Origin of the sequence: Gracilibacillus sp. D59 (assembly GCF_052246695.1) — a bacterium.
GTDB lineage: Bacteria > Bacillota > Bacilli > Bacillales > Amphibacillaceae > Gracilibacillus.
Map to the genome: position 1 here is coordinate 111,798 of NZ_JBQQCK010000013.1, position 17,637 is coordinate 129,434.

Annotated in this window: 18 protein-coding genes; 5 read left to right on the top strand and 13 right to left on the bottom strand. The window is 37.4% G+C overall.

What is annotated here, in order from left to right; genetic code table 11:
• Positions 1–8: 8 nt before the first annotated feature.
• From ACTWP4_RS18885 to ACTWP4_RS18895, 3 genes are read right to left on the bottom strand one after another with little or no spacing between them, the layout of a single operon-like run.
• The gene (locus tag ACTWP4_RS18885) at positions 9–1,226 is read right to left on the bottom strand and encodes an MFS transporter (RefSeq protein ID WP_443130339.1); all 1,218 of its coding nucleotides are present in this window, start codon (positions 1,224–1,226) and stop codon (positions 9–11) included.
• Positions 1,204–1,989, bottom strand: a complete 786-nt coding sequence (locus ACTWP4_RS18890) for an NUDIX domain-containing protein (protein ID WP_443130340.1) — start codon at positions 1,987–1,989, stop codon at positions 1,204–1,206. Before ACTWP4_RS18890 ends, ACTWP4_RS18885 begins: the two co-directional genes overlap by 23 nt.
• A gap of 1 nt (position 1,990) precedes the next feature.
• Positions 1,991–2,449 (bottom strand): hypothetical protein, encoded by a 459-nt coding sequence (locus ACTWP4_RS18895; protein WP_443130341.1) that lies wholly within the window; start codon positions 2,447–2,449, stop codon positions 1,991–1,993.
• Positions 2,450–2,579: 130 nt separating this feature from the next.
• Between ACTWP4_RS18895 and ACTWP4_RS18900 the strand changes: the two genes are divergently transcribed.
• Both ACTWP4_RS18900 and ACTWP4_RS18905 read left to right on the top strand, forming a co-directional pair.
• On the top strand, positions 2,580–2,870 hold the full coding sequence (locus tag ACTWP4_RS18900; protein ID WP_443130342.1) for a hypothetical protein: 291 nt from the start codon (positions 2,580–2,582) through the stop codon (positions 2,868–2,870).
• On the top strand, positions 2,857–3,492 hold the full coding sequence (locus ACTWP4_RS18905) for an O-methyltransferase (RefSeq protein ID WP_443130343.1): 636 nt from the start codon (positions 2,857–2,859) through the stop codon (positions 3,490–3,492). Before ACTWP4_RS18900 ends, ACTWP4_RS18905 begins: the two co-directional genes overlap by 14 nt.
• 191 nt (positions 3,493–3,683) lie before the next feature.
• Here ACTWP4_RS18905 and ACTWP4_RS18910 read toward each other — a convergent pair whose 3' ends face one another.
• The 4 genes from ACTWP4_RS18910 to ACTWP4_RS18925 all read right to left on the bottom strand — a co-directional run bounded on the left by ACTWP4_RS18910 (position 3,684) and on the right by ACTWP4_RS18925 (position 8,031).
• A complete protein-coding gene (locus tag ACTWP4_RS18910; RefSeq protein WP_443130344.1) occupies positions 3,684–4,556 on the bottom strand; it encodes an AraC family transcriptional regulator in 873 nt (290 codons plus the stop codon).
• A gap of 202 nt (positions 4,557–4,758) precedes the next feature.
• The gene (locus ACTWP4_RS18915) at positions 4,759–5,697 is read right to left on the bottom strand and encodes a hypothetical protein (protein ID WP_443130345.1); all 939 of its coding nucleotides are present in this window, start codon (positions 5,695–5,697) and stop codon (positions 4,759–4,761) included.
• A gap of 32 nt (positions 5,698–5,729) precedes the next feature.
• Entirely contained in the window at positions 5,730–6,887 is a 1,158-nt protein-coding gene (locus ACTWP4_RS18920) for a M48 family metalloprotease (protein ID WP_443130346.1), read from the bottom strand.
• Between the two features lie 148 nt (positions 6,888–7,035).
• Positions 7,036–8,031 carry a lipoate--protein ligase gene (locus ACTWP4_RS18925; RefSeq protein ID WP_443130347.1) on the bottom strand — a complete coding sequence of 332 codons (996 nt, stop codon included), beginning with the start codon at positions 8,029–8,031 and terminating at the stop codon, positions 7,036–7,038.
• Between the two features lie 157 nt (positions 8,032–8,188).
• Between ACTWP4_RS18925 and yhfH the strand changes: the two genes are divergently transcribed.
• Positions 8,189–8,317, top strand: a complete 129-nt coding sequence (yhfH, locus tag ACTWP4_RS18930) for a protein YhfH (protein ID WP_091480275.1) — start codon at positions 8,189–8,191, stop codon at positions 8,315–8,317.
• Positions 8,318–8,902: 585 nt separating this feature from the next.
• Here yhfH and hemY read toward each other — a convergent pair.
• The 4 genes from hemY to ACTWP4_RS18950 form a co-directional block, all read right to left on the bottom strand.
• Complete coding sequence (gene hemY / locus ACTWP4_RS18935) at positions 8,903–10,300, bottom strand: protoporphyrinogen oxidase (RefSeq protein ID WP_443130348.1); 1,398 nt, start codon at positions 10,298–10,300, stop codon at positions 8,903–8,905.
• Positions 10,297–11,232, bottom strand: a complete 936-nt coding sequence (gene hemH, locus ACTWP4_RS18940) for a ferrochelatase (RefSeq protein WP_443130349.1) — start codon at positions 11,230–11,232, stop codon at positions 10,297–10,299. The genes hemY and hemH overlap by 4 nt, the downstream gene beginning before the upstream one ends.
• Before the next feature lie 16 nt (positions 11,233–11,248).
• Positions 11,249–12,280: a uroporphyrinogen decarboxylase gene (gene hemE / locus ACTWP4_RS18945; RefSeq protein WP_443130350.1), complete on the bottom strand. Its 1,032-nt coding sequence runs from the start codon at positions 12,278–12,280 to the stop codon at positions 11,249–11,251.
• Positions 12,281–12,407: 127 nt separating this feature from the next.
• Entirely contained in the window at positions 12,408–14,594 is a 2,187-nt protein-coding gene (locus ACTWP4_RS18950; protein WP_443130351.1) for a transglycosylase domain-containing protein, read from the bottom strand.
• Positions 14,595–14,703: 109 nt separating this feature from the next.
• On the opposite strand from ACTWP4_RS18950, the gene ACTWP4_RS18955 reads away from it, so the two are divergent.
• Positions 14,704–15,177: an antibiotic biosynthesis monooxygenase family protein gene (locus ACTWP4_RS18955; RefSeq protein ID WP_443130352.1), complete on the top strand. Its 474-nt coding sequence runs from the start codon at positions 14,704–14,706 to the stop codon at positions 15,175–15,177.
• A 112-nt stretch (positions 15,178–15,289) separates the two neighbouring features.
• Here the strand turns inward: ACTWP4_RS18955 and ACTWP4_RS18960 are convergent, their stop codons facing one another.
• Together ACTWP4_RS18960 and ACTWP4_RS18965 are read right to left on the bottom strand one after the other, a co-directional pair.
• Positions 15,290–15,781 carry a thioredoxin family protein gene (locus ACTWP4_RS18960; RefSeq protein ID WP_443130353.1) on the bottom strand — a complete coding sequence of 164 codons (492 nt, stop codon included), beginning with the start codon at positions 15,779–15,781 and terminating at the stop codon, positions 15,290–15,292.
• 1 nt (position 15,782) lies between these two features.
• Positions 15,783–16,205, bottom strand: a complete 423-nt coding sequence (locus ACTWP4_RS18965; protein WP_443130354.1) for a disulfide oxidoreductase — start codon at positions 16,203–16,205, stop codon at positions 15,783–15,785.
• A gap of 276 nt (positions 16,206–16,481) precedes the next feature.
• Here ACTWP4_RS18965 and rsgA point away from each other — a divergent pair, with 276 nt between their 5' ends.
• Complete coding sequence (gene rsgA / locus ACTWP4_RS18970; RefSeq protein WP_443130355.1) at positions 16,482–17,522, top strand: ribosome small subunit-dependent GTPase A; 1,041 nt, start codon at positions 16,482–16,484, stop codon at positions 17,520–17,522.
• Positions 17,523–17,637 lie beyond the last annotated feature (115 nt).

The window sequence follows — 17,637 nt, forward strand, 5'->3', positions numbered from 1 at the left end:
TCTTAGCTTTAAGCAGATTTTTTCGTAATGGTTAAAAACTCTTTATGTTTGGATTGTCTTATCGAAAAAAGCAATGCTAAACTTACAGGTATTAAAAGTGCCATATATACCATGTTAGCACCATATGAATTTGCTATCCATCCCAAAATTGGTGCTCCTAATACAACGGAGCCTTGATTACAAATCATTCGATAGCTAGACATTCTGCCATGATACGCTTTTTCAGTAGCAATTTGCTGAACAGATTGCAACAAAACTCTGATCCATGTAGTACCTAATCCAATTAGAACAGCCCCAACAAACGTAACATATACTGTCGGTGCAACACCTAATAGAACCAAGCCGAGAGAGACAACTAACAACGAGTTTGTTGATAAATAGTTTTTGTTTACATTCCACCACCAAGCCCCCAGCATACCTGCGATCACTCCACCAACAGATACAGAAGCGTCTAGAAATCCATAGATCTTAACTGTTTGCTCAAGATATTCTGTAGTATAAACCGACAGAAAAGCAAGACTTGTGTGAAAAACCAATTGCCCAACAAACATCACTCCAAACAAATGAAACAAAAAAGGGTGATTTTTCAAGTAAAAAAAACCCTCTGCTAAATCTTTCCCAATAGAATTGTTAACAGCATGACCCTTGTCCTTATATGTATCTACTTTCAAGAAGGATAAAGCAAGGCTAGCAAGTAAAAAGGCTACAAAAACCAAACATGTAGCGATAAATTCTGAAGTGAACCCGACAATCATTCCACCACCAGAAGCACCCAAAAGCCCACCAACTATTGCAGCAGAGCCAGATTGAGAGAATATTTTAGGCAATTTTTCTTGGTCAAAAATCTCAGCAGTTAACGCTTGTATAGCTGGACGGAATAACGAGCCCATTGCCTGAATAATCATATGTGACATAATAATTATCACAGGGTTTAACCATTCTACCAAAATAAAGGCAGTAACAAATACCACCGTGATAGCACTAATCAAAGTTGAACAAAGAGTTAATATACGGCGGTTAAAGCGGTCCACAATAACACCAAAAATCAAGTTCATTATTAAGCTAGGGATAAACCCTACACTTACCAGGATGCCTGTATATAAAGCATTACCTGTTATTGCATATAACATCCATGAAATAATGATGAAGTACATATATCGAGCAAATTCTAAAAAGAAAAATGCACTCCAAATATATTTAAGATTATGAATGATTATCTCCTCCATACTGATTTAACCTGCTCAACTTCTGGTATGGCCTTACATCAAATGCCTCATAAGGGATATAATTAATTGCTTCCATTGCATCGAGTGTTCTGCTTTGAAAATGGGGACGTGTGATATATTGATCGATATTCTCTGGCGTTAACTTCTTAAATACAACCTCTGAGGTCTCACCTTTTGCTGGACTTAATTCACCTTCAACATATTCTCCTTTTAAAACGATAGAAATAATCCCCCGGGAGAGATTCTGGTAAACACCTGTAATGCCATCCAATTTAACCTTCACTCCCGTTTCCTCCCATATTTCTCGATAAGCACCTTCTATTACCGTTTCACCCTCTTCTAATTGACCACCAGGAATCTCCAAAGTATCGGCACGATGTTCATTCCGAACCAACAACACTTCCCCACTTTTGTTGGTAATATAGCCACTAACAGCTACTATGTGTTTAGGTGGATGTGTTGGTACAGTAGATTCTAAAAAATCTTGTCTCGATTCAACGTATAAATTTCCTAATTCTTTTCGTTTCTGTTTTGATTTTTGATGCAGTTCTGTTTTCCTAATATTATCTTCGATTTGATGATAATGTTCCATACTTTGATATTCCCAAATTGCGGTTATTTCGTCTTTTGTTTCATTTACCCATCGACCAACTAATTTTGCTCCAAATCTTTTTTGGTTAGGATACAAATATTCTTGAAAAAAGCTATTGAAAATACTCAGCATTTCAGGCTTTATTTGGTACGTTCTTCTTCTAAAGACCATTTTAAAAATCTCCTTTATTCTTATTTTTTAAAAATGTTAGTACTATCGAAACAAATACTCCCATAACAATAAGAACTAATACACTAATGACAACCGTTTCTATAAGTGGATACGGATCTCGTTTCTCCGCATGAAATTCACCTCTGCGCACCGCCTTTTTGTATTCGCTTTCATTAACTTCGACAGCAATTGCTTCCTCCCTACTCACTCCTTCGATGGAAAAATACTTTGTTCCCTTCTTGTATGCATTAGAAAAATTACCTGAATAAGTTTCCATATCTGAATATCTTGTAACTTCTCCTATCTCTTTCTCCACATTAGTAACAGATTCATCCATCACTTCGTAGGTATGACCATCCCAGACAACAAAAGGATAGACCCATGACGTAGCGTAAATCATGTTCGCAGACAAAAAGATACCCATGGTTACCATTAGAAAAACACGATTAAACTGCTTCATAACATTCTCCTTTTTGGGAGACTTATATCAATTTATTTTAACATTTATTTCTAAATAATGGTACATGATTATATTGACATATTGTATACAAATGTATACAATAAACAAAAAATGGATTAGGGGATGCCAAATGAACAATGAAAAATGGGATGAAACAAAACAGTACGCCCATCATAAAAAACGTGGTGCCAAAACTTTTCGCCGCGGTAAGGCTCTTGCTTTCTTAGAACGTTTAAAATTAAAACGCTCGACGATTCAACAACAATTGGACCAACCGGAATTTCAATCAATCCAGCAAATATTAATTGGGGAATTGAAAGCAATTGATATGATGATGGAGGAATTTAAACAGGTGTTTGAATTACAAGAAACGGAAACAAACAACCAAAAGGGATGTGAAGAGCAAAATGAGAAAAATTAATCAGTACATTGATTCTGTATTTGACCCGCAAGATCGTTTGCTGGAAGAAGTGGTTACCTCTATTAAGGAAAACGGGATGCCTAATATCTCCGTATCACCTTCATCCGGTAAATTTTTAACGATGCTAGTCTCTATTTCAGGTGCCAAAAATGTGTTGGAAATTGGGGCACTTGGCGGGTATAGCGGCATTTGTCTTGCAAGAGGTTTTGGACAAAGCGGCTCACTTACCTCTTTGGAACTAGAAGATACATATGCAAGACTAGCAGAAAGTAATCTCAATAAAGCGGGGTTCAAAGATCAGGTAACATACTTAACTGGTCCTGCTTTGGAAAGTCTTCAAAAACTGGAGGCAGAAAATAAGCGATTTGATTTTTTCTTTATTGATGCCGATAAAGGAAATTATTTGAATTACCTAGAGCAATGCATCAAACTTGCAGAACCTAATGCTGTGATTGCTATAGATAACGTGCTAGTAAGAGGCAGTGTCGCTGATGATGAGGTGGAACCAAAACGTTATACAGAATTAATGAAAGAGTTTAATCAATCGGTAGCAGAACATCCACAACTAGATGCAATACTAGTACCCATTGGAGATGGTATTACCATAGTCCAAGTGAAATGAAGGATAAAAATAAGAATCAACCTACACTTTGTCCTTCATTTTTTCGGGAGGGCACTTTTTTCGTATTGCTCTTTTTTGTCTTCGAAGACTCTTTTTCTCTTTTTCACCTTCTTTTGTCCTCGAGAGTGGTTCGAAGACTCTTTTTCTCTTTTTCGCCTTCTTTTGTCTTCGAGGACTGCTAGAGTATCCCGTTATTTCTTCTCAACTGGTATCCAAATCTCACTTTTGTAAGTTGGCGAATCAAAATCACCATTCTCATTCCAAAGGATTTCAGGACCTTTTGTTTGCTGATAATTAGACGATGGGAACCATTCGGAATAAATTCTCCCCCATGTTGTCTGCAAGTGTTGTGGGAATGGACCGATTGATTCAAATACTGCCCATGTTAATGCAGGGATTTCTAGTGCAGTCCATTGTTCTGGGCATACTTTCGTTGTTGCGACCCCAATATAATGATCAAGTCCACCTTTTTCTTCCATACGTCCTTCAGAAAAATTAGTTGATGCTTGAATTAAGCCATGAGGTGCTGTGTTGGAAAGTTCTTTTAATTGTTCTATTTTCTCCTTATTTAATGATTTCCACATTGCTGTGATTTCTGGATTCTCCCCTTCAAAAATAATAGGGACGCGTTTTTGTATTCCTACAATTCGGAAGGGTTCCTTTTCTTCGATACGATAGTTCATCTCATTTCCTCCTTCTATCGATAATTGGAAAGTCATTTTCGGAAAAGCTTTCAGTGACGAACCTTGTTGTCTCGCTTCTGATGGCGTAATACCGTGTAAAACTTGAAAAGCTCTCGTAAAGGAATCAGGAGATTGATAACCATATTTTATAGCGATATCGATTACTCTAGCATTACTATTTTGCAGTTCGAAAGCTGCGACAGTTAACCGTCTACGGCGGATATATTCCGATAATGAAATACCTGACAAAAAAGAAAACATTCGCTTGAAGTGATATTCGGAACAATAGGCCACGCTCGCTATTTTTGAATAATCCATCTCATTGGTTAAATTCTCCTCGATATACTCCAATGCCTTGTTCATTTCTCTTAATCCATTCATCAAAATGACCTCCCTTGATTAAAGAATAGCAGGAAGAGGAGAAACACTTCCGACTTTTGATGCACATAAGTGTCGGATTCCTATTATGAACCTAATAATTTCTAAAACTTATTTTTTGTTTGTGAGATGAATCACCGTGAAAACCCCATTAAGTTAGTTCCATGATTACAAAAACCCCCGATATATAAATCGAGGGTCTCTTTTATGTTGCATGATATATAATTTGTTCCCACTTATGATTTGCTTGATCAATAGTATTATTAACATCCTGGTTGAGGCGCTTTAATTGTGAGATCGTCTCCTCTACTTTCTGATACATTTCACTCACTTGTTGTTCTGATTGGTTAATTTTATCTTGGACAAACCAGTCCATAATAAGGCCGTCGAAAAAGTAGTCGGCAAAGGTTAAGCCACCAGAAATCTCGATATTTGCCTGAAATGATTTGCCAATATCATTTAATTCATGTGAAAACTTACGTAATAATCGCTGAGCATCATGAGTTGCCTGTTTGGCATCATCAATATGACTGTGTTTTAAGGAAGTAGAAATTAAGCCTCCGCCAAACATGTCGACCGTTCCCCAATTTTTCGCACTGTCTAGTGAAGAACGAGCCGATGACAGAGCTCTTTTTACTTTTTCTCCTGCATCAATCGCTTCGGCAATTTCGGATTTCTCATCTTGCATGTTCCCTAATTCTTCTAATACTTCAAGTGCTTGTTGCCCACTGTCATGATTGGTATCCAACAAGTGATGATATTTCTCTTCTAATAAATTCTGATAACGGACATCAGGATCTCCCAATTCACGAATTTGCTCGTCTAATGCAGAGATATCTTCTTGCAGATCTTGAACAGAAGCTTTTGCTTCCTGGTAGCGCAATTGTGCTCTTGCGACTTCCTGTTTCTCTTCATCGATTTTTTCTAATTTTTGTCCGGTTATCGAATAAAAAAGGTTAGCAACACTAAAGGATTCCAGTTTTTCAACATCCACTTTTTCATCTTGCAGTTGTTGATAGAATTCATGTTTTTGTTTTTCCAGCTTTTCTAATTCAACTGCTAATTCCTTTCGCTCATGCTTTACTCGATTTAATTTGCGTTTGTCTTCTTGAGCTTTAACAATTTTTTGATAATATGTATCCAATTCAACCACCTCTACTCTATTTACGAATCAAGTTAGCGGTTCGTTTCACGATTTTTTATTTCTTCTTCGATTCGTTCAATACGATCCGCTATCGATGGGTGACTGGAGCGGAACCATGCAATCCATGGAGCTGGTGATATATCTGCTTTCGATTGTTCGGCTAATAACCGGTAGCTTGTAAGCGCTGGATCTAAGTCCTCCGTATGGTTGATTGCATACTGGTCTGCCTGTCTCTCCATCTGTCTTGATAGCCAAAGTGACAGGGGCTGCATCAGCATTAGTATCACTACTGTAATCGATAATAATTTGGTTAAAGACGGTAACGAATAACTACTTTTCCATGAACGAGTCCATCTTTGTAGCACCAGCAATACAAGAAAAGTTAGCACTAGATATAAACCAATTCCCCAATAAACATGATGATAGATGTAATGAGCAATTTCATGTGCCATAATAAATAAAATTTCACTTTGTTTCATTCCGTTAATTGTTGTGTCCCATAATACAATTCGAGCATGATCGAAAATCCCTGTCACATAAGCATTATATGTAGACACTTTTTCACTTTTGTTGACAACAAGAAGGGTGGCATCATTAATCCCGGCATCAGCTGTTAAGGTTTCGATTTCTTCTCGTAGTTCTCCCTGCTTCAGTGGCTGAAAATCATCAAAAAGCGGATCAATCCAAATTGGTTGTACAAATACAACAAACAGTACCACCGGAATCGCAAGAAACCAAAGAATCACTCCCCATATTTTCGGCCATCTTTTCATAACTGCTCGTGTTATAAAGATGATAAGCAAGAATGATAGCCAAAATAATCCTGTGCTTAGTAATTGCTCAGTAAACCATGAAAGAAACCCTTGTGTCCTTATACCTTCTTCAATCGTGATCCTATACCAGATGAAGCGAAAGGGAAAGTGAATCAGATAATCTAAGAATGTCAGTAATGTGACATATAATAAGACCTTTTTTGCTTCCGATTGCATTTGTTCGAGTTTTTCCATGATGTCCGTTTTCTTCATCAGTATGTATAATAGCAATAGCTGCAATGGCAACATCGCAAAGAAAAAGGCATGAGCCAATGCCCCATATCGGGTTTCACTATAGGATGTGAGTGGATAAAGAAAATAGAAGTATACAAATAAGCTCAATATATACAAGATATATCCAATGATGATTTTTTTCATGACATCCGTCTCCATTTATTAGCTGATTTATTACCATTATATACTAAAACTGATTGATTCTAATCATTTTATAGAAATTTAGCATAAACATAACCCCGCTTCACTGTCATAAAACGGGGCTACATGTTCATATTTGATATTCAGTTACTTAATAGATTAACCCTAAGAAGTCTTCTTTTGTAATTTTCCCTAAATAATGCGACACATCTATGTTGCTTAGTACTTCATCGATTTTTTGGCGCTCATAGCGAACACCTTTCAATTTTTCTTCTAGCTCTTTAACATCACCGACACCAAAGAAATCACCATAGATGGTACACTGCTCAATAATACCTTTATGAACATCAAGTCGAACATCAACTAAGCCGCCATCAAATTTATGTGAGTGCTGAATATTAAATTTCGGTGATTTACCATAATTCCATTCCCATTGTTGGTAACGTTCTTGTGATAATTGATGAATGTTGTCCCAATCTTCGTCTGTAAGCACGTATTGTGGAACATCCTCTACTTTTTCTACGTCAAAAACGTGTTTGAGAATATGTGCTTTCAAAGCCTCCACCGATAATTTTTCATCCATGAATTCAGAAATGTTGGCAACACGGCTTCTAATTGATTTAATGCCTTTAGATTTAATTTTTTCTGTTTTTACGTTTAGCGAACGTACAACATTTTCGATTTCTGAATCATACATTAACGTACCATGACTGAACATACGGCCCTTTGTCGTGAATTGTGCATTTCCAGAAATTTTGCGTCCGTCAGCAACTAAATCGTTTCGTCCTTTTAGCTCTGCCGGTACACCTAATTTTTTCAAAGCTTCCACGACTGGTTCTGTGAACTTAGCAAAATTGTGGAAACTGTCACCGTCATCTTTTGTAATAAAACTGAAGTTCAAGTTACCTTCATCATGATAGACCGCTCCACCACCAGATAAGCGGCGGACAACTTTGATACCATTTTCGTCCACATAGTCTGTATTGATTTCTTCAACTGTATTCTGATTTTTCCCGATGATAATGGATGGTCCATTTATGTAAAATAATAAGTACGTATCTTCCTCACCAAAGTTTTTTAGTACATACTCTTCAATGGCTAGATTAATATATGGATCGGTAACTCCTTTATTATCTATAAATTTCATGTTTTATGGCACTCCTTTAGTTACTGATTCTCATTACTAGTATAAAAGAAGTATATAGAGAAAACAATTTTTTTGAAATTGTACTAATACAAATAGTTGATTTTTTGTTTTTGTTATAATACAATAATATTACGACACGCTTTTGGGAGGGTACTTGATGAAGAGCATCGTTGAATTCTTTCGCAACATTCCCAGAAAAAAGTGTAGTAAGTGCGGAAATGATATTGTAGAACAAGCAGATTGTTATCATAACATCTGTGACAACTGCAGTCATCCCGCCATCTAACCTGTTAAGTCTTTTACACCCATATCTTACGTTTCTTTCATCCTTCTTATCCTGCTGAACGAGGATGATGAACATTCCCATCCAATTAATCAAGATATATGTAAAAGACGGACACCTGCAGCTATTAAAATAGCTGCTTTTTTTTGTCTTTAAAAACATAAATAACCATTAAGACTTCCGTTCTTCTGAAAGATAGTGTTGAATACCGCTTCGGCAGAATACTGCGCTTTCCGTGGGCACGGCTTCAGCTAACTTGGTAAAGAAAACCACTTTACCAAGTGGATCTTCAGCTCGTGCTGTTCCCACAGGAGTCTCCGCATTCTGCCTACGCTAATAACATTTTTCTAGCTTTTGAAAGCGGAAATACCCGGAAACCTATTCCCATGTATTACTTCTTTCAAAAAACAGAACACTACGCAAAGCGGAAGCAGGATACCCAGACTCCTACAGGACCAGCACGTGTCCGAAGACCCCGTGATGATACACCTGCGTCTTCTAGTAATGCTTCATTGTAGGCTTCGTTGATGTCTGAAGCGTATAACTTTGCACTATCTTTGTAAATAAAAAGCAGAGCACTTGTTAAAGTTACTCTGCTAGGAAGTCTATTATTTTTTCGACGGCTGCTTCTCCTTGGTCAATACAGTCGGGGATTCCGATTCCTCGGTATGGACTACCAGCAATGAAAACGCCAGGAAGCTCTGAAGCTAGTCCATTCTCCAATTTTTCTACTAATTGTTTATGCCCAATACCATATTGTGGCATCGCATCTTTCCAGCGAGATACAACCGAGAATAATGGTTCACCTTCTATTTTCATAATTTTGTTCAAATCGTGTAAGACAATTTCTTCTAATGTTTCATCAGATAACTCGACGACCTCTTCATCTCCTGGACGCCCTACATAACAACGAAGTAATGCTTTTCCTTCTGGTGCAGCAGTATTTGGCCATTTTTTATGTGTCCACGTACATGCAGTAATACGATAATTACTATTACGCGATACCACAAATCCAGTACCATCAATATCTTCCTTAATGGCAGATCGATCAAATGCTAAGGCTACATTAGCAACAGAAGTAGCTTTCATATTATCCAGATCTCCAACAACATCATAAGATTTGAGCATCTGTTTCATAACAGGATAAGGTGTAGCGATTAAAATCACATCAGATGTAATCTTAGACCCACCTTTTAACTCTAATTGATAACCGTCTTCTGACGTCGTAATCTTATTAACCGCTTTGCCTTTTTGGACAATGCCATCTGATAATGATGATTCGACTGCTTCTACTAATGTTTCCAAACCACCTTCTAAGCTATAAAACATGCTTCTTTTCTTGCCTGTTGGTTGTTTCGGTGCTGGCATTGTTTTTTGCAGGCCACGAATGATACTGCCATATTGTTGTTCCAATTGATAAAAATTCGGAAATGTCGCCATCAAACTTAAATCATCCATATCACCAGCATAAATTCCCGATAATAATGGTTCGATTAAATTCTCAACGACTTCATCACCTAACCGACGTCTAAAAAATTTTCCAAGTGACTGATCGTCCCGTGCTTCACCCTTAGGCAGCACAAAATCCATGCCTGCTCGTAATTTGCCTGTTACACTGAACAAACTAGAAGCTAAAAATGGACGGACTTGTGTTGGTATTCCCATGAAAGAGCCTTGGGGCATGCTATGAAGCTGATCACCAACTAAAATATATGATTTTCCTGTCCCATTCTTAACTAACTTATCGCCGACACCAACATTATGTGCTAGGCGTTCTGCCGATTGTTTACGAATTAAAAAAGAATCAGGACCTCTTTCAATTGTAAAACCTTCGTGTCTCTCGGTATTGATTTTCCCACCTAAACGGTTGCTTGCTTCTAAAAGTTGGACTTGATAGTCTAAGTTCTGATCTTTAACCTTTTGATCTAAATAAAAGGCTGCAGTAAGACCTGCTATACCGCCGCCTATAATCGTAATCTTTTTCATGACTCACCATCACTCTGGTATTTATCTGCTACAATTCCTGCTAACGTATTAATAAACGCTGTGTTGACGTTTGGCATTGGTGGACGATAATAAGTTGCACCAATTTCATCACATACCACTTTACATTCATAATCATTGTCATAGAGTACTTCTAAGTGATCGGCAACAAAGCCAACTGGAGCATAAATGAAGGATTCATATCCTTTATGTTCAAAAAGATCACGAGTTAAATCCTGTACATCTGGACCTAACCAAGGATCTGGCGTGTTACCTTCGCTTTGCCAGCCAATTTCAACATTTGGGATACCTGTTTTTTCTTGAATTAATTCAGCTGTCCGTTCTAATTGTTGCGGGTATGGATCACCATTTTGTAAAATCTTCTCTGGTAAACTATGTGCAGAAACTATTAGTACTGCTTTATCTTTGTTTTCGATTTTTTGGTATTCCTCTGTAATAGCATCTGCCCAGTAGTTAATAAAGCCTTCTGCATCATACCAGCTTTCTACTGAATTAATGGTAATACCATGTTTGTCTGCTTCTTCCTGCGCTCTTCCGTTATATGATTTGACACTAAATGTAGAATAGTGTGGGGCAAGTACAATGGAAATTGCTTCTTGAATACCGTCTTCTGCCATTTGTTGTACACCATCTTCAATAAACGGTTCAATATGTTTTAATCCTAAATAATAAACAAATTCTACATCGTCCTGGATTTTATTTGCACGAGCTTGTAGGCTTTGCGCCTGTTCTTCGGTAATGCGTGCAAGTGGGGAAATACCACCAATAGCTTGATAACGCTCTGTTAAATCATCTAGCATTTCCTTGGTTGGTTTGCGTCCGTGACGAATGTCTGTGTAATAACGTTCAATATCTGCTTCTTTATATGGCGTACCATATGCCATTACGAGTAATCCTACTTTTTTCTTTGCCATGATGAGACATCCTTTCTTATCTTTTCGAATATTCATGTATGAATGAAGTTAATTTTTTTAATCGATCTGGACTAATTTCAGGAGTTACACCGTGTCCTAAGTTAAAAATATGGCTAGGATGTGCTTTTCCTTCATCGATAATTTGTTTTGCTTTCTCTTCCACTACTTCCCAATCGGATACCAGAAAGGCTGGATCAAGGTTTCCTTGTAATGCTTTCGTTACATCTAACTCACGAGCTTCTTTGATCGACATCCGCCAATCGAGACCAATTACATCAACAGGTAAGTGATTCCATTCTGTTATTAGATGGCTTGCACCTACGCCAAAAATAATCAGTGGGACATTGGTTTCACGTAGCTCACTAAAAATGCGATTCATTATTGGTTTAATATAAGTGCGATAATCAGTTAAATCTAATGCACCGACCCACGAATCAAAAATTTGGATGGCTTGTGCACCAGCATTGACCTGTGCTTTGACGTACGTAATAGTCATGTCCGCCAGTTTATCCATCAATGCAAACCATGCTTTCGAGTCACTGTACATCAATGCTTTTGTTTTATGATAATTTTTAGATGGACCGCCTTCAATCATATAACTTGCTAAAGTAAATGGTGCACCACTAAATCCTATCAATGGGACATTTAACTGCTCTTTCGTCAATAAGCGAATCGTATCTAATACGTAAGGAACATCACTCTCCGGATCGATCGTTCCCAGTTTTTCAATGTCACGTAATGATACAATTGGATTATCTATGACAGGACCGATGCCTGATTTAATTTCCACATCCACACCAATCGCAGGTAAAGGCGACATAATATCTTTATATAAAACTGCAGCATCCACATTATACATTTCTACCGGTAACCTTGTCACATAGGCACAAAGTTCTGGCTGGTGAGTAATTTCAAATAAAGAATATTTCTTTTTTAATTCACGGTATTCTTTTTGTGATCTGCCTGCTTGTCGCATGTACCAGACAGGTGTGTAATCTGTTTCTTCTCCTCTAAATGCTTTTAATATCGTATCATTAAATTTTGTCATTTATTTCACCCTTTTTTACCATTCTATTCTACTATAGAAGGTTTGCTTGATCCTGTATAGTATTTTTCAAAAACGTTCACTAAATTGTAATTATTATAACTAAAAAGTAATTGTAAATAGTTCGAGGCTAAAAGTCAAACTCTAAAGACGCAATATTGGATGGCTCACCTTGTTGTTTCGTTAATGGATTATATGGTACGACGTAATATTCACCAGTATGGAAAACATTGATGCGACTAACAGTATACGTACCTTTGCCTTCCACTTCTCCAATTAAATGACCTTCGTCTTCACCGCGTTCATAGATACGATAGACAATACGTTTATCTTCAGCAGGTGTCCAGTTTAACTCACCGCGTAGTAATGAAAAACCGCCAAACTGAATAGATGCCGTAAAATCGTTGATCGTTGGTAATTGGATCGGCTCAGGTAAATCTTCTACATCACCCGGCTGTTCAAATTTTGCTGTTAACGGCAGCCTTTTATCAATTTCGGTTAAAATGGATTTCGTTAATCTCGTCGTTGCTTCGGAACCTGTTGTTAAATAATTTTCTGCTGTTGCATTTTCATATCCGATCCATGCAGCTGTCACATATTCAGGAGTAATACCAGCAAACCAAGCATCCTTGATCGCTCCTTCTCTCTTTGGATGTTGGGTTGAACCTGTTTTTCCTGCCAATGCTTTGGCGTATTCACCAGCTGTACCGGTTCCTTCCTTTGTTACCCCTTCCAGCATACGTAGCATATTCCAAGCAGTTTGCGAATTAAATACATTTTCTTGTTTCTGACCTTTAGGCTGTACTTGTTCCTGCTCTCTGTTATAAACAGATCGTACACTTCTTGCTTCAAGCCATTGCCCTCCACTAATGAAGGTACGGTAACCTTCTGCTACCTGGATTGGTGTAATTCCTCTTTTTAAACCACCTAAAGCAATTGCCAACCCTTGATCACTGATATCGATATGCATTTTTTCCAAAATTGATTTACTGTAACTGATGCCAATTTGATCGAGTAACCAGACAGCAGGAGCATTTTTCGATTCAACTACTGCTTGAATCATACTTACTTCTCCAGCAAATTGACCGTCCACATTTTGAACACGATATCCATCATCATATTCGATATCGCGGTCTGGAATCATATCATATGGTTGGTATTTTCCTAACTGCATTGCTGGTCCATAAACGGCTAGAGGTTTCATCACAGAACCGGGTTGTTTCTTGGTTAAAAGATGATTAGTATCAGTTAATTGGAAATCCCGCCCTGCAATTAACGCCTTTAATTGACCAGTTTTTTGTTCCATTAATACAAAACTACCATCTACAGCATTATTTGATCCGTGATAAAAATCATTATCCTGCATTTGGTCATAGGCAATTTTTTGTATCGCAGGGTCCATATGCACTTCCACTGTATAGCCACCACGTTTTAATGCATCACGACTTAAGCCATATGTAGTTTCTAGTTCTTCCAACACGTATGCAAAATAATCATCTAGCCATGGATCTCTTTCTTCTTTTTGATCCTTTATTTTAATTTCTGTTGCTTGCAATTTTAGCATTTGCTCGGTTGAAATATCACCAACACTTTCCATTTGCTGGAGTACCAGATCTCTTCTTTGTTTCGCTTTTTCCAAATCATGAAGTGGTGAATACGAATTTGGCGCTTTCACCATAGCTGCAAGCATTGCTCCCTCTTCTATCGTTACATCCTTTATATCTTTTCCAAAAAAGTAATCAGCAGCTGTACCTACTCCATATATCCCATGAGCAAGATATACTTCATTTAAATAAAGCTCCAAAATTTGAGATTTGGTATAATTTCGTTCTAGATAAACCGATGCCATAACTTCCTTTGTTTTTCTCATCCATGTTTTATCATGAACTAAAAAAAGGTTTTTAGCCAATTGCTGTGTGATTGTACTGCCACCTTCTACCTTGCTCATTGCTATTATATCGCGGTAAATGGCACGTGTAACAGCAGGTAAAGAAATGCCAGCGTGTTCATAGAAACTCTGGTCTTCAATTGCGATAAATGCTTCTTCTACATGGTCCGGGATTTGCTCCAATGTGACATAATCTCTATTCTCGTTGTATAATTTTCCTAATACAGTGCCATCTTCAGCAACCACCTTCGAAGCAGTCGGCAAGATAACCGCTCGCTCATCAAAAACAATGCGTCCACCAAATATAATAAAAAGATAGCCTAAGACCGATAATAAAAACATGGACGCGAAAATAATCGAGTACCATTTGTAACGTTTGATCCAGGACCAGACAGACTGGAAAAGCTTGTGTATTTTTTCTTTATCCAAACTGTTACACCACCTTTCTCTTAAATTTCGACAATAGTCTCATTTTATCACAAAATCTATCCATGCGACGAATGTTATAATAGAAAAAAGTACTAAAAGGAGGCAAATAATGAATGGCTATATGACAAATGGAACCTATCAATATTTGGAGACACTGAAAAATAAGCATTCTATCTCCCCATTTATTCTTATGCACAACGGAGTAAAAGCTGTCGCTTATTATGAGGATACAAGTTCATCTATTTTTGAAACAAGCAGAGATTATCTCGTGCTGGAACAGGTAGGTGAGTTAACAGAGACAGGATTTATTAGTTTGTCACATATTCCTGTTACAGATGAAGGACGACCAATATTTGAATTGAATTATAAGCAGAAAGTGAAGGAATTAAGTGGGGGAGTTGCTGCTAGATTATTGCGACCATTTAGGGGAAATTCCTATATCTTACTAGTGGAATGGGAAGATCCGAAAGATTATCATGCATGGAAAAAGACAAACCCACTTCCTAATAAAAAAGAAGATTCCTATATAGCTGGATCGATCTATACAGAATCCTTCCAAGTTGGGGAAGACGATGAAGATTAGTTAGTGTCATTTTACTGGACACTTTAGCATGTTTATTGGACACTTTTTTGCATTTGTTGGACACTTTTCCAACTTTATTGGACACTTTAAAAAAAGCAGAAGCTGATAACTTTTATGAGTCATCAGCTTCTGCTAGAACTTCTTGCTCAAAGAAATTCTCAAAATTAGCTTGTGGTTGTTCACCAACTATTCTTGCAGCTTCTTCTCCACCTTCATAATGTACCATCGTAGGTGTGCTTTCAATATTAAATTCTCCCCACGCATTATCAAACTCTAACAAATTCAATTTCACTAAATCCACACCATATTCTTCTGCAATTGGTACCAATTCAGGTGTAGTTCGTTGGCAATGGATACATGTTGGACTGTAGAAGTAAACTGTAACATCTTCACCACTGTTCAATTTGCTCGCTAATTCATCAGGTAAGATTTGATTTTGATACATCGGATCGTCCAATTGATCAATTGTGGCTTGATCTAAATCTGATTTATTATAAGGATTATCTACACCCTCTAATTGCTTAGAATTTTGATAGTTCACGACAAATATCAATGCTCCAAAAATCACAACGAGCAATGATACAAATATTACCATTTTTTTCACTTTAAACGCTCCTTTGTTGAACAATTATATAAATGTGAATGGCAAAGATAACAAGAAAACCTATCAATGCTTGAAAAGGAATTGATGCAAAACCTAGATAATTCACATAAGTCGTCGTACAAGGGATCAGACCACATGCATCACCTGACTCGTGCAGTGCAGGGACTTTTTGAATTAGATAATGATAGCTTGAAACAAATATTCCTATTCCACTTAAAATTAGCCCTGGAAAAGCGTATCGGATATCTTTTTTATAGACAGCATACCCATAAATGACAACGAGTGGATACATTAAGATTCGTTGATACCAGCACAATTCACAAGGTACAAATTTCATAACTTCGGAATAAAACAAACTTCCCATTGTTGCGATAAGGCTACATGCCCAAACAATAAATAAAAGTGATTCCTTATTCTTGTCCATTTCGTTCACATTCTCCTCTCACATTAATTATACATACAAGCAATTGAAAAACAAATGAACGAATTGTGAAAATGAAAACCTTTGTTTATGAAAGAAGAGGAAGTATGGCATTTCACATCAAATTTGGTATACTAACACCAACAACTATAAAGGAGCGTGATGACTTATGAGCATTGTATATAATCGAGAGTCTCAGAGAAAACAGTTACGAAACAGAGAGGGTAACGCTTTTAACGTATAGCTCTATCCTCCTGTTATGTTAGAGGAGGAAAAAATTTGTACAATTTAAATGAATTAGGGTTTGACCATTCCTATCAAGAACTAGTAAAAGACACCCCATATACGGTTGGTCGAGTAGCTAAATCTGCGAACGGTATATATCTTGTCTATTCTGTAAAGGGTAGCATTCATTGCGAAGTATCCGGGAAATTTTTTCATCATGCAGAACATGCACGTGATTTTCCTTGCGTAGGTGATTGGGTACTGTTTGATTACACAACAACAGACTCAAAAGGAATTATCCACCAAGTGTTAGAACGGAAAAGTGTATTATCTCGTCATGCTGCTGGGGAAAAACAACAGGAACAGCTAATAGCTGCCAATCTTGACACTGTATTTCTCGTCAGTGCATTAAATAATGACTTTAACGTTAGAAGGATGGAACGTTTTTTAACACAAGTATATGAAAGCGGAGCATCCCCGGTATTCATTTTAACGAAGAAAGATTTATGTGAAGATGTCGATGAGAAGTTAAGAGCTGTTGAAGAGATCGCCATTGGTCTTCCCATATTAACAGTCGATGCTCTCCATAATGAGGGAATGGATCAGCTTACCCCATTCCTTCACACAGGCAAAACAATTTCACTTCTCGGTTCTTCCGGTGTTGGCAAATCAACATTAATTAACCGTCTCCTCGGAGAAGAAGTGCAAAAAACCCAAAGCATAAGAGAAGATGATGCGAAAGGACGTCATACAACAACAGAGCGAGAGTTATTCCTTTTACCAGATGGTGGAATTATAATCGACACACCGGGCATCCGAGAATTGCAACTATGGTCGACTGAAGATGCAGCAAGTCAAACATTTCAAGATATTGAGGAACTGGAAGGACAGTGTAAATTTCGTGATTGTCATCATAGATCAGAACCTGGCTGTGCAGTAAAAAAAGCCATTAGTAGTGGAGTGCTTTCTGAAGAACGGTTTAAAAGTTTCCGTAAACTTCAACGTGAGGCAAAGTTTCTCGATCTTAAGAAAAAATACGGAACTCAACGAGCAACTCGTATTCAAGCGGAGAAACTATTAAAAGGAAAATGGTAAAGCGTTAGGAGCATAGCCAATATAAAACAAAGAAATCCGAACTGATTCATTCTAACCATAGAATGTTGAATCAACTTTCGGATTTTCTTTGTTTAAGATACTATTCTACTATTGT

What these genes read in the sequence shown, in the direction of transcription:
- ACTWP4_RS18885 (WP_443130339.1), bottom strand. Translation starts at nt 1,226, where the DNA reads ATGGAGGAGATAATCATTCATAATCTTAAATATATTTGGAGTGCATTT.
- ACTWP4_RS18890 (WP_443130340.1), bottom strand. Translation starts at nt 1,989, where the DNA reads ATGGTCTTTAGAAGAAGAACGTACCAAATAAAGCCTGAAATGCTGAGT.
- ACTWP4_RS18895 (WP_443130341.1), bottom strand. Translation starts at nt 2,449, where the DNA reads ATGAAGCAGTTTAATCGTGTTTTTCTAATGGTAACCATGGGTATCTTT.
- ACTWP4_RS18900 (WP_443130342.1), top strand. Translation starts at nt 2,580, where the DNA reads ATGAACAATGAAAAATGGGATGAAACAAAACAGTACGCCCATCATAAA.
- ACTWP4_RS18905 (WP_443130343.1), top strand. Translation starts at nt 2,857, where the DNA reads ATGAGAAAAATTAATCAGTACATTGATTCTGTATTTGACCCGCAAGAT.
- ACTWP4_RS18910 (WP_443130344.1), bottom strand. Translation starts at nt 4,556, where the DNA reads ATGAATGGATTAAGAGAAATGAACAAGGCATTGGAGTATATCGAGGAG.
- ACTWP4_RS18920 (WP_443130346.1), bottom strand. Translation starts at nt 6,887, where the DNA reads ATGAAAAAAATCATCATTGGATATATCTTGTATATATTGAGCTTATTT.
- ACTWP4_RS18925 (WP_443130347.1), bottom strand. Translation starts at nt 8,031, where the DNA reads ATGAAATTTATAGATAATAAAGGAGTTACCGATCCATATATTAATCTA.
- yhfH (WP_091480275.1), top strand. Translation starts at nt 8,189, where the DNA reads ATGAAGAGCATCGTTGAATTCTTTCGCAACATTCCCAGAAAAAAGTGT.
- hemY (WP_443130348.1), bottom strand. Translation starts at nt 10,300, where the DNA reads ATGAAAAAGATTACGATTATAGGCGGCGGTATAGCAGGTCTTACTGCA.
- hemH (WP_443130349.1), bottom strand. Translation starts at nt 11,232, where the DNA reads ATGGCAAAGAAAAAAGTAGGATTACTCGTAATGGCATATGGTACGCCA.
- hemE (WP_443130350.1), bottom strand. Translation starts at nt 12,280, where the DNA reads ATGACAAAATTTAATGATACGATATTAAAAGCATTTAGAGGAGAAGAA.
- ACTWP4_RS18955 (WP_443130352.1), top strand. Translation starts at nt 14,704, where the DNA reads ATGAATGGCTATATGACAAATGGAACCTATCAATATTTGGAGACACTG.
- ACTWP4_RS18965 (WP_443130354.1), bottom strand. Translation starts at nt 16,205, where the DNA reads ATGGACAAGAATAAGGAATCACTTTTATTTATTGTTTGGGCATGTAGC.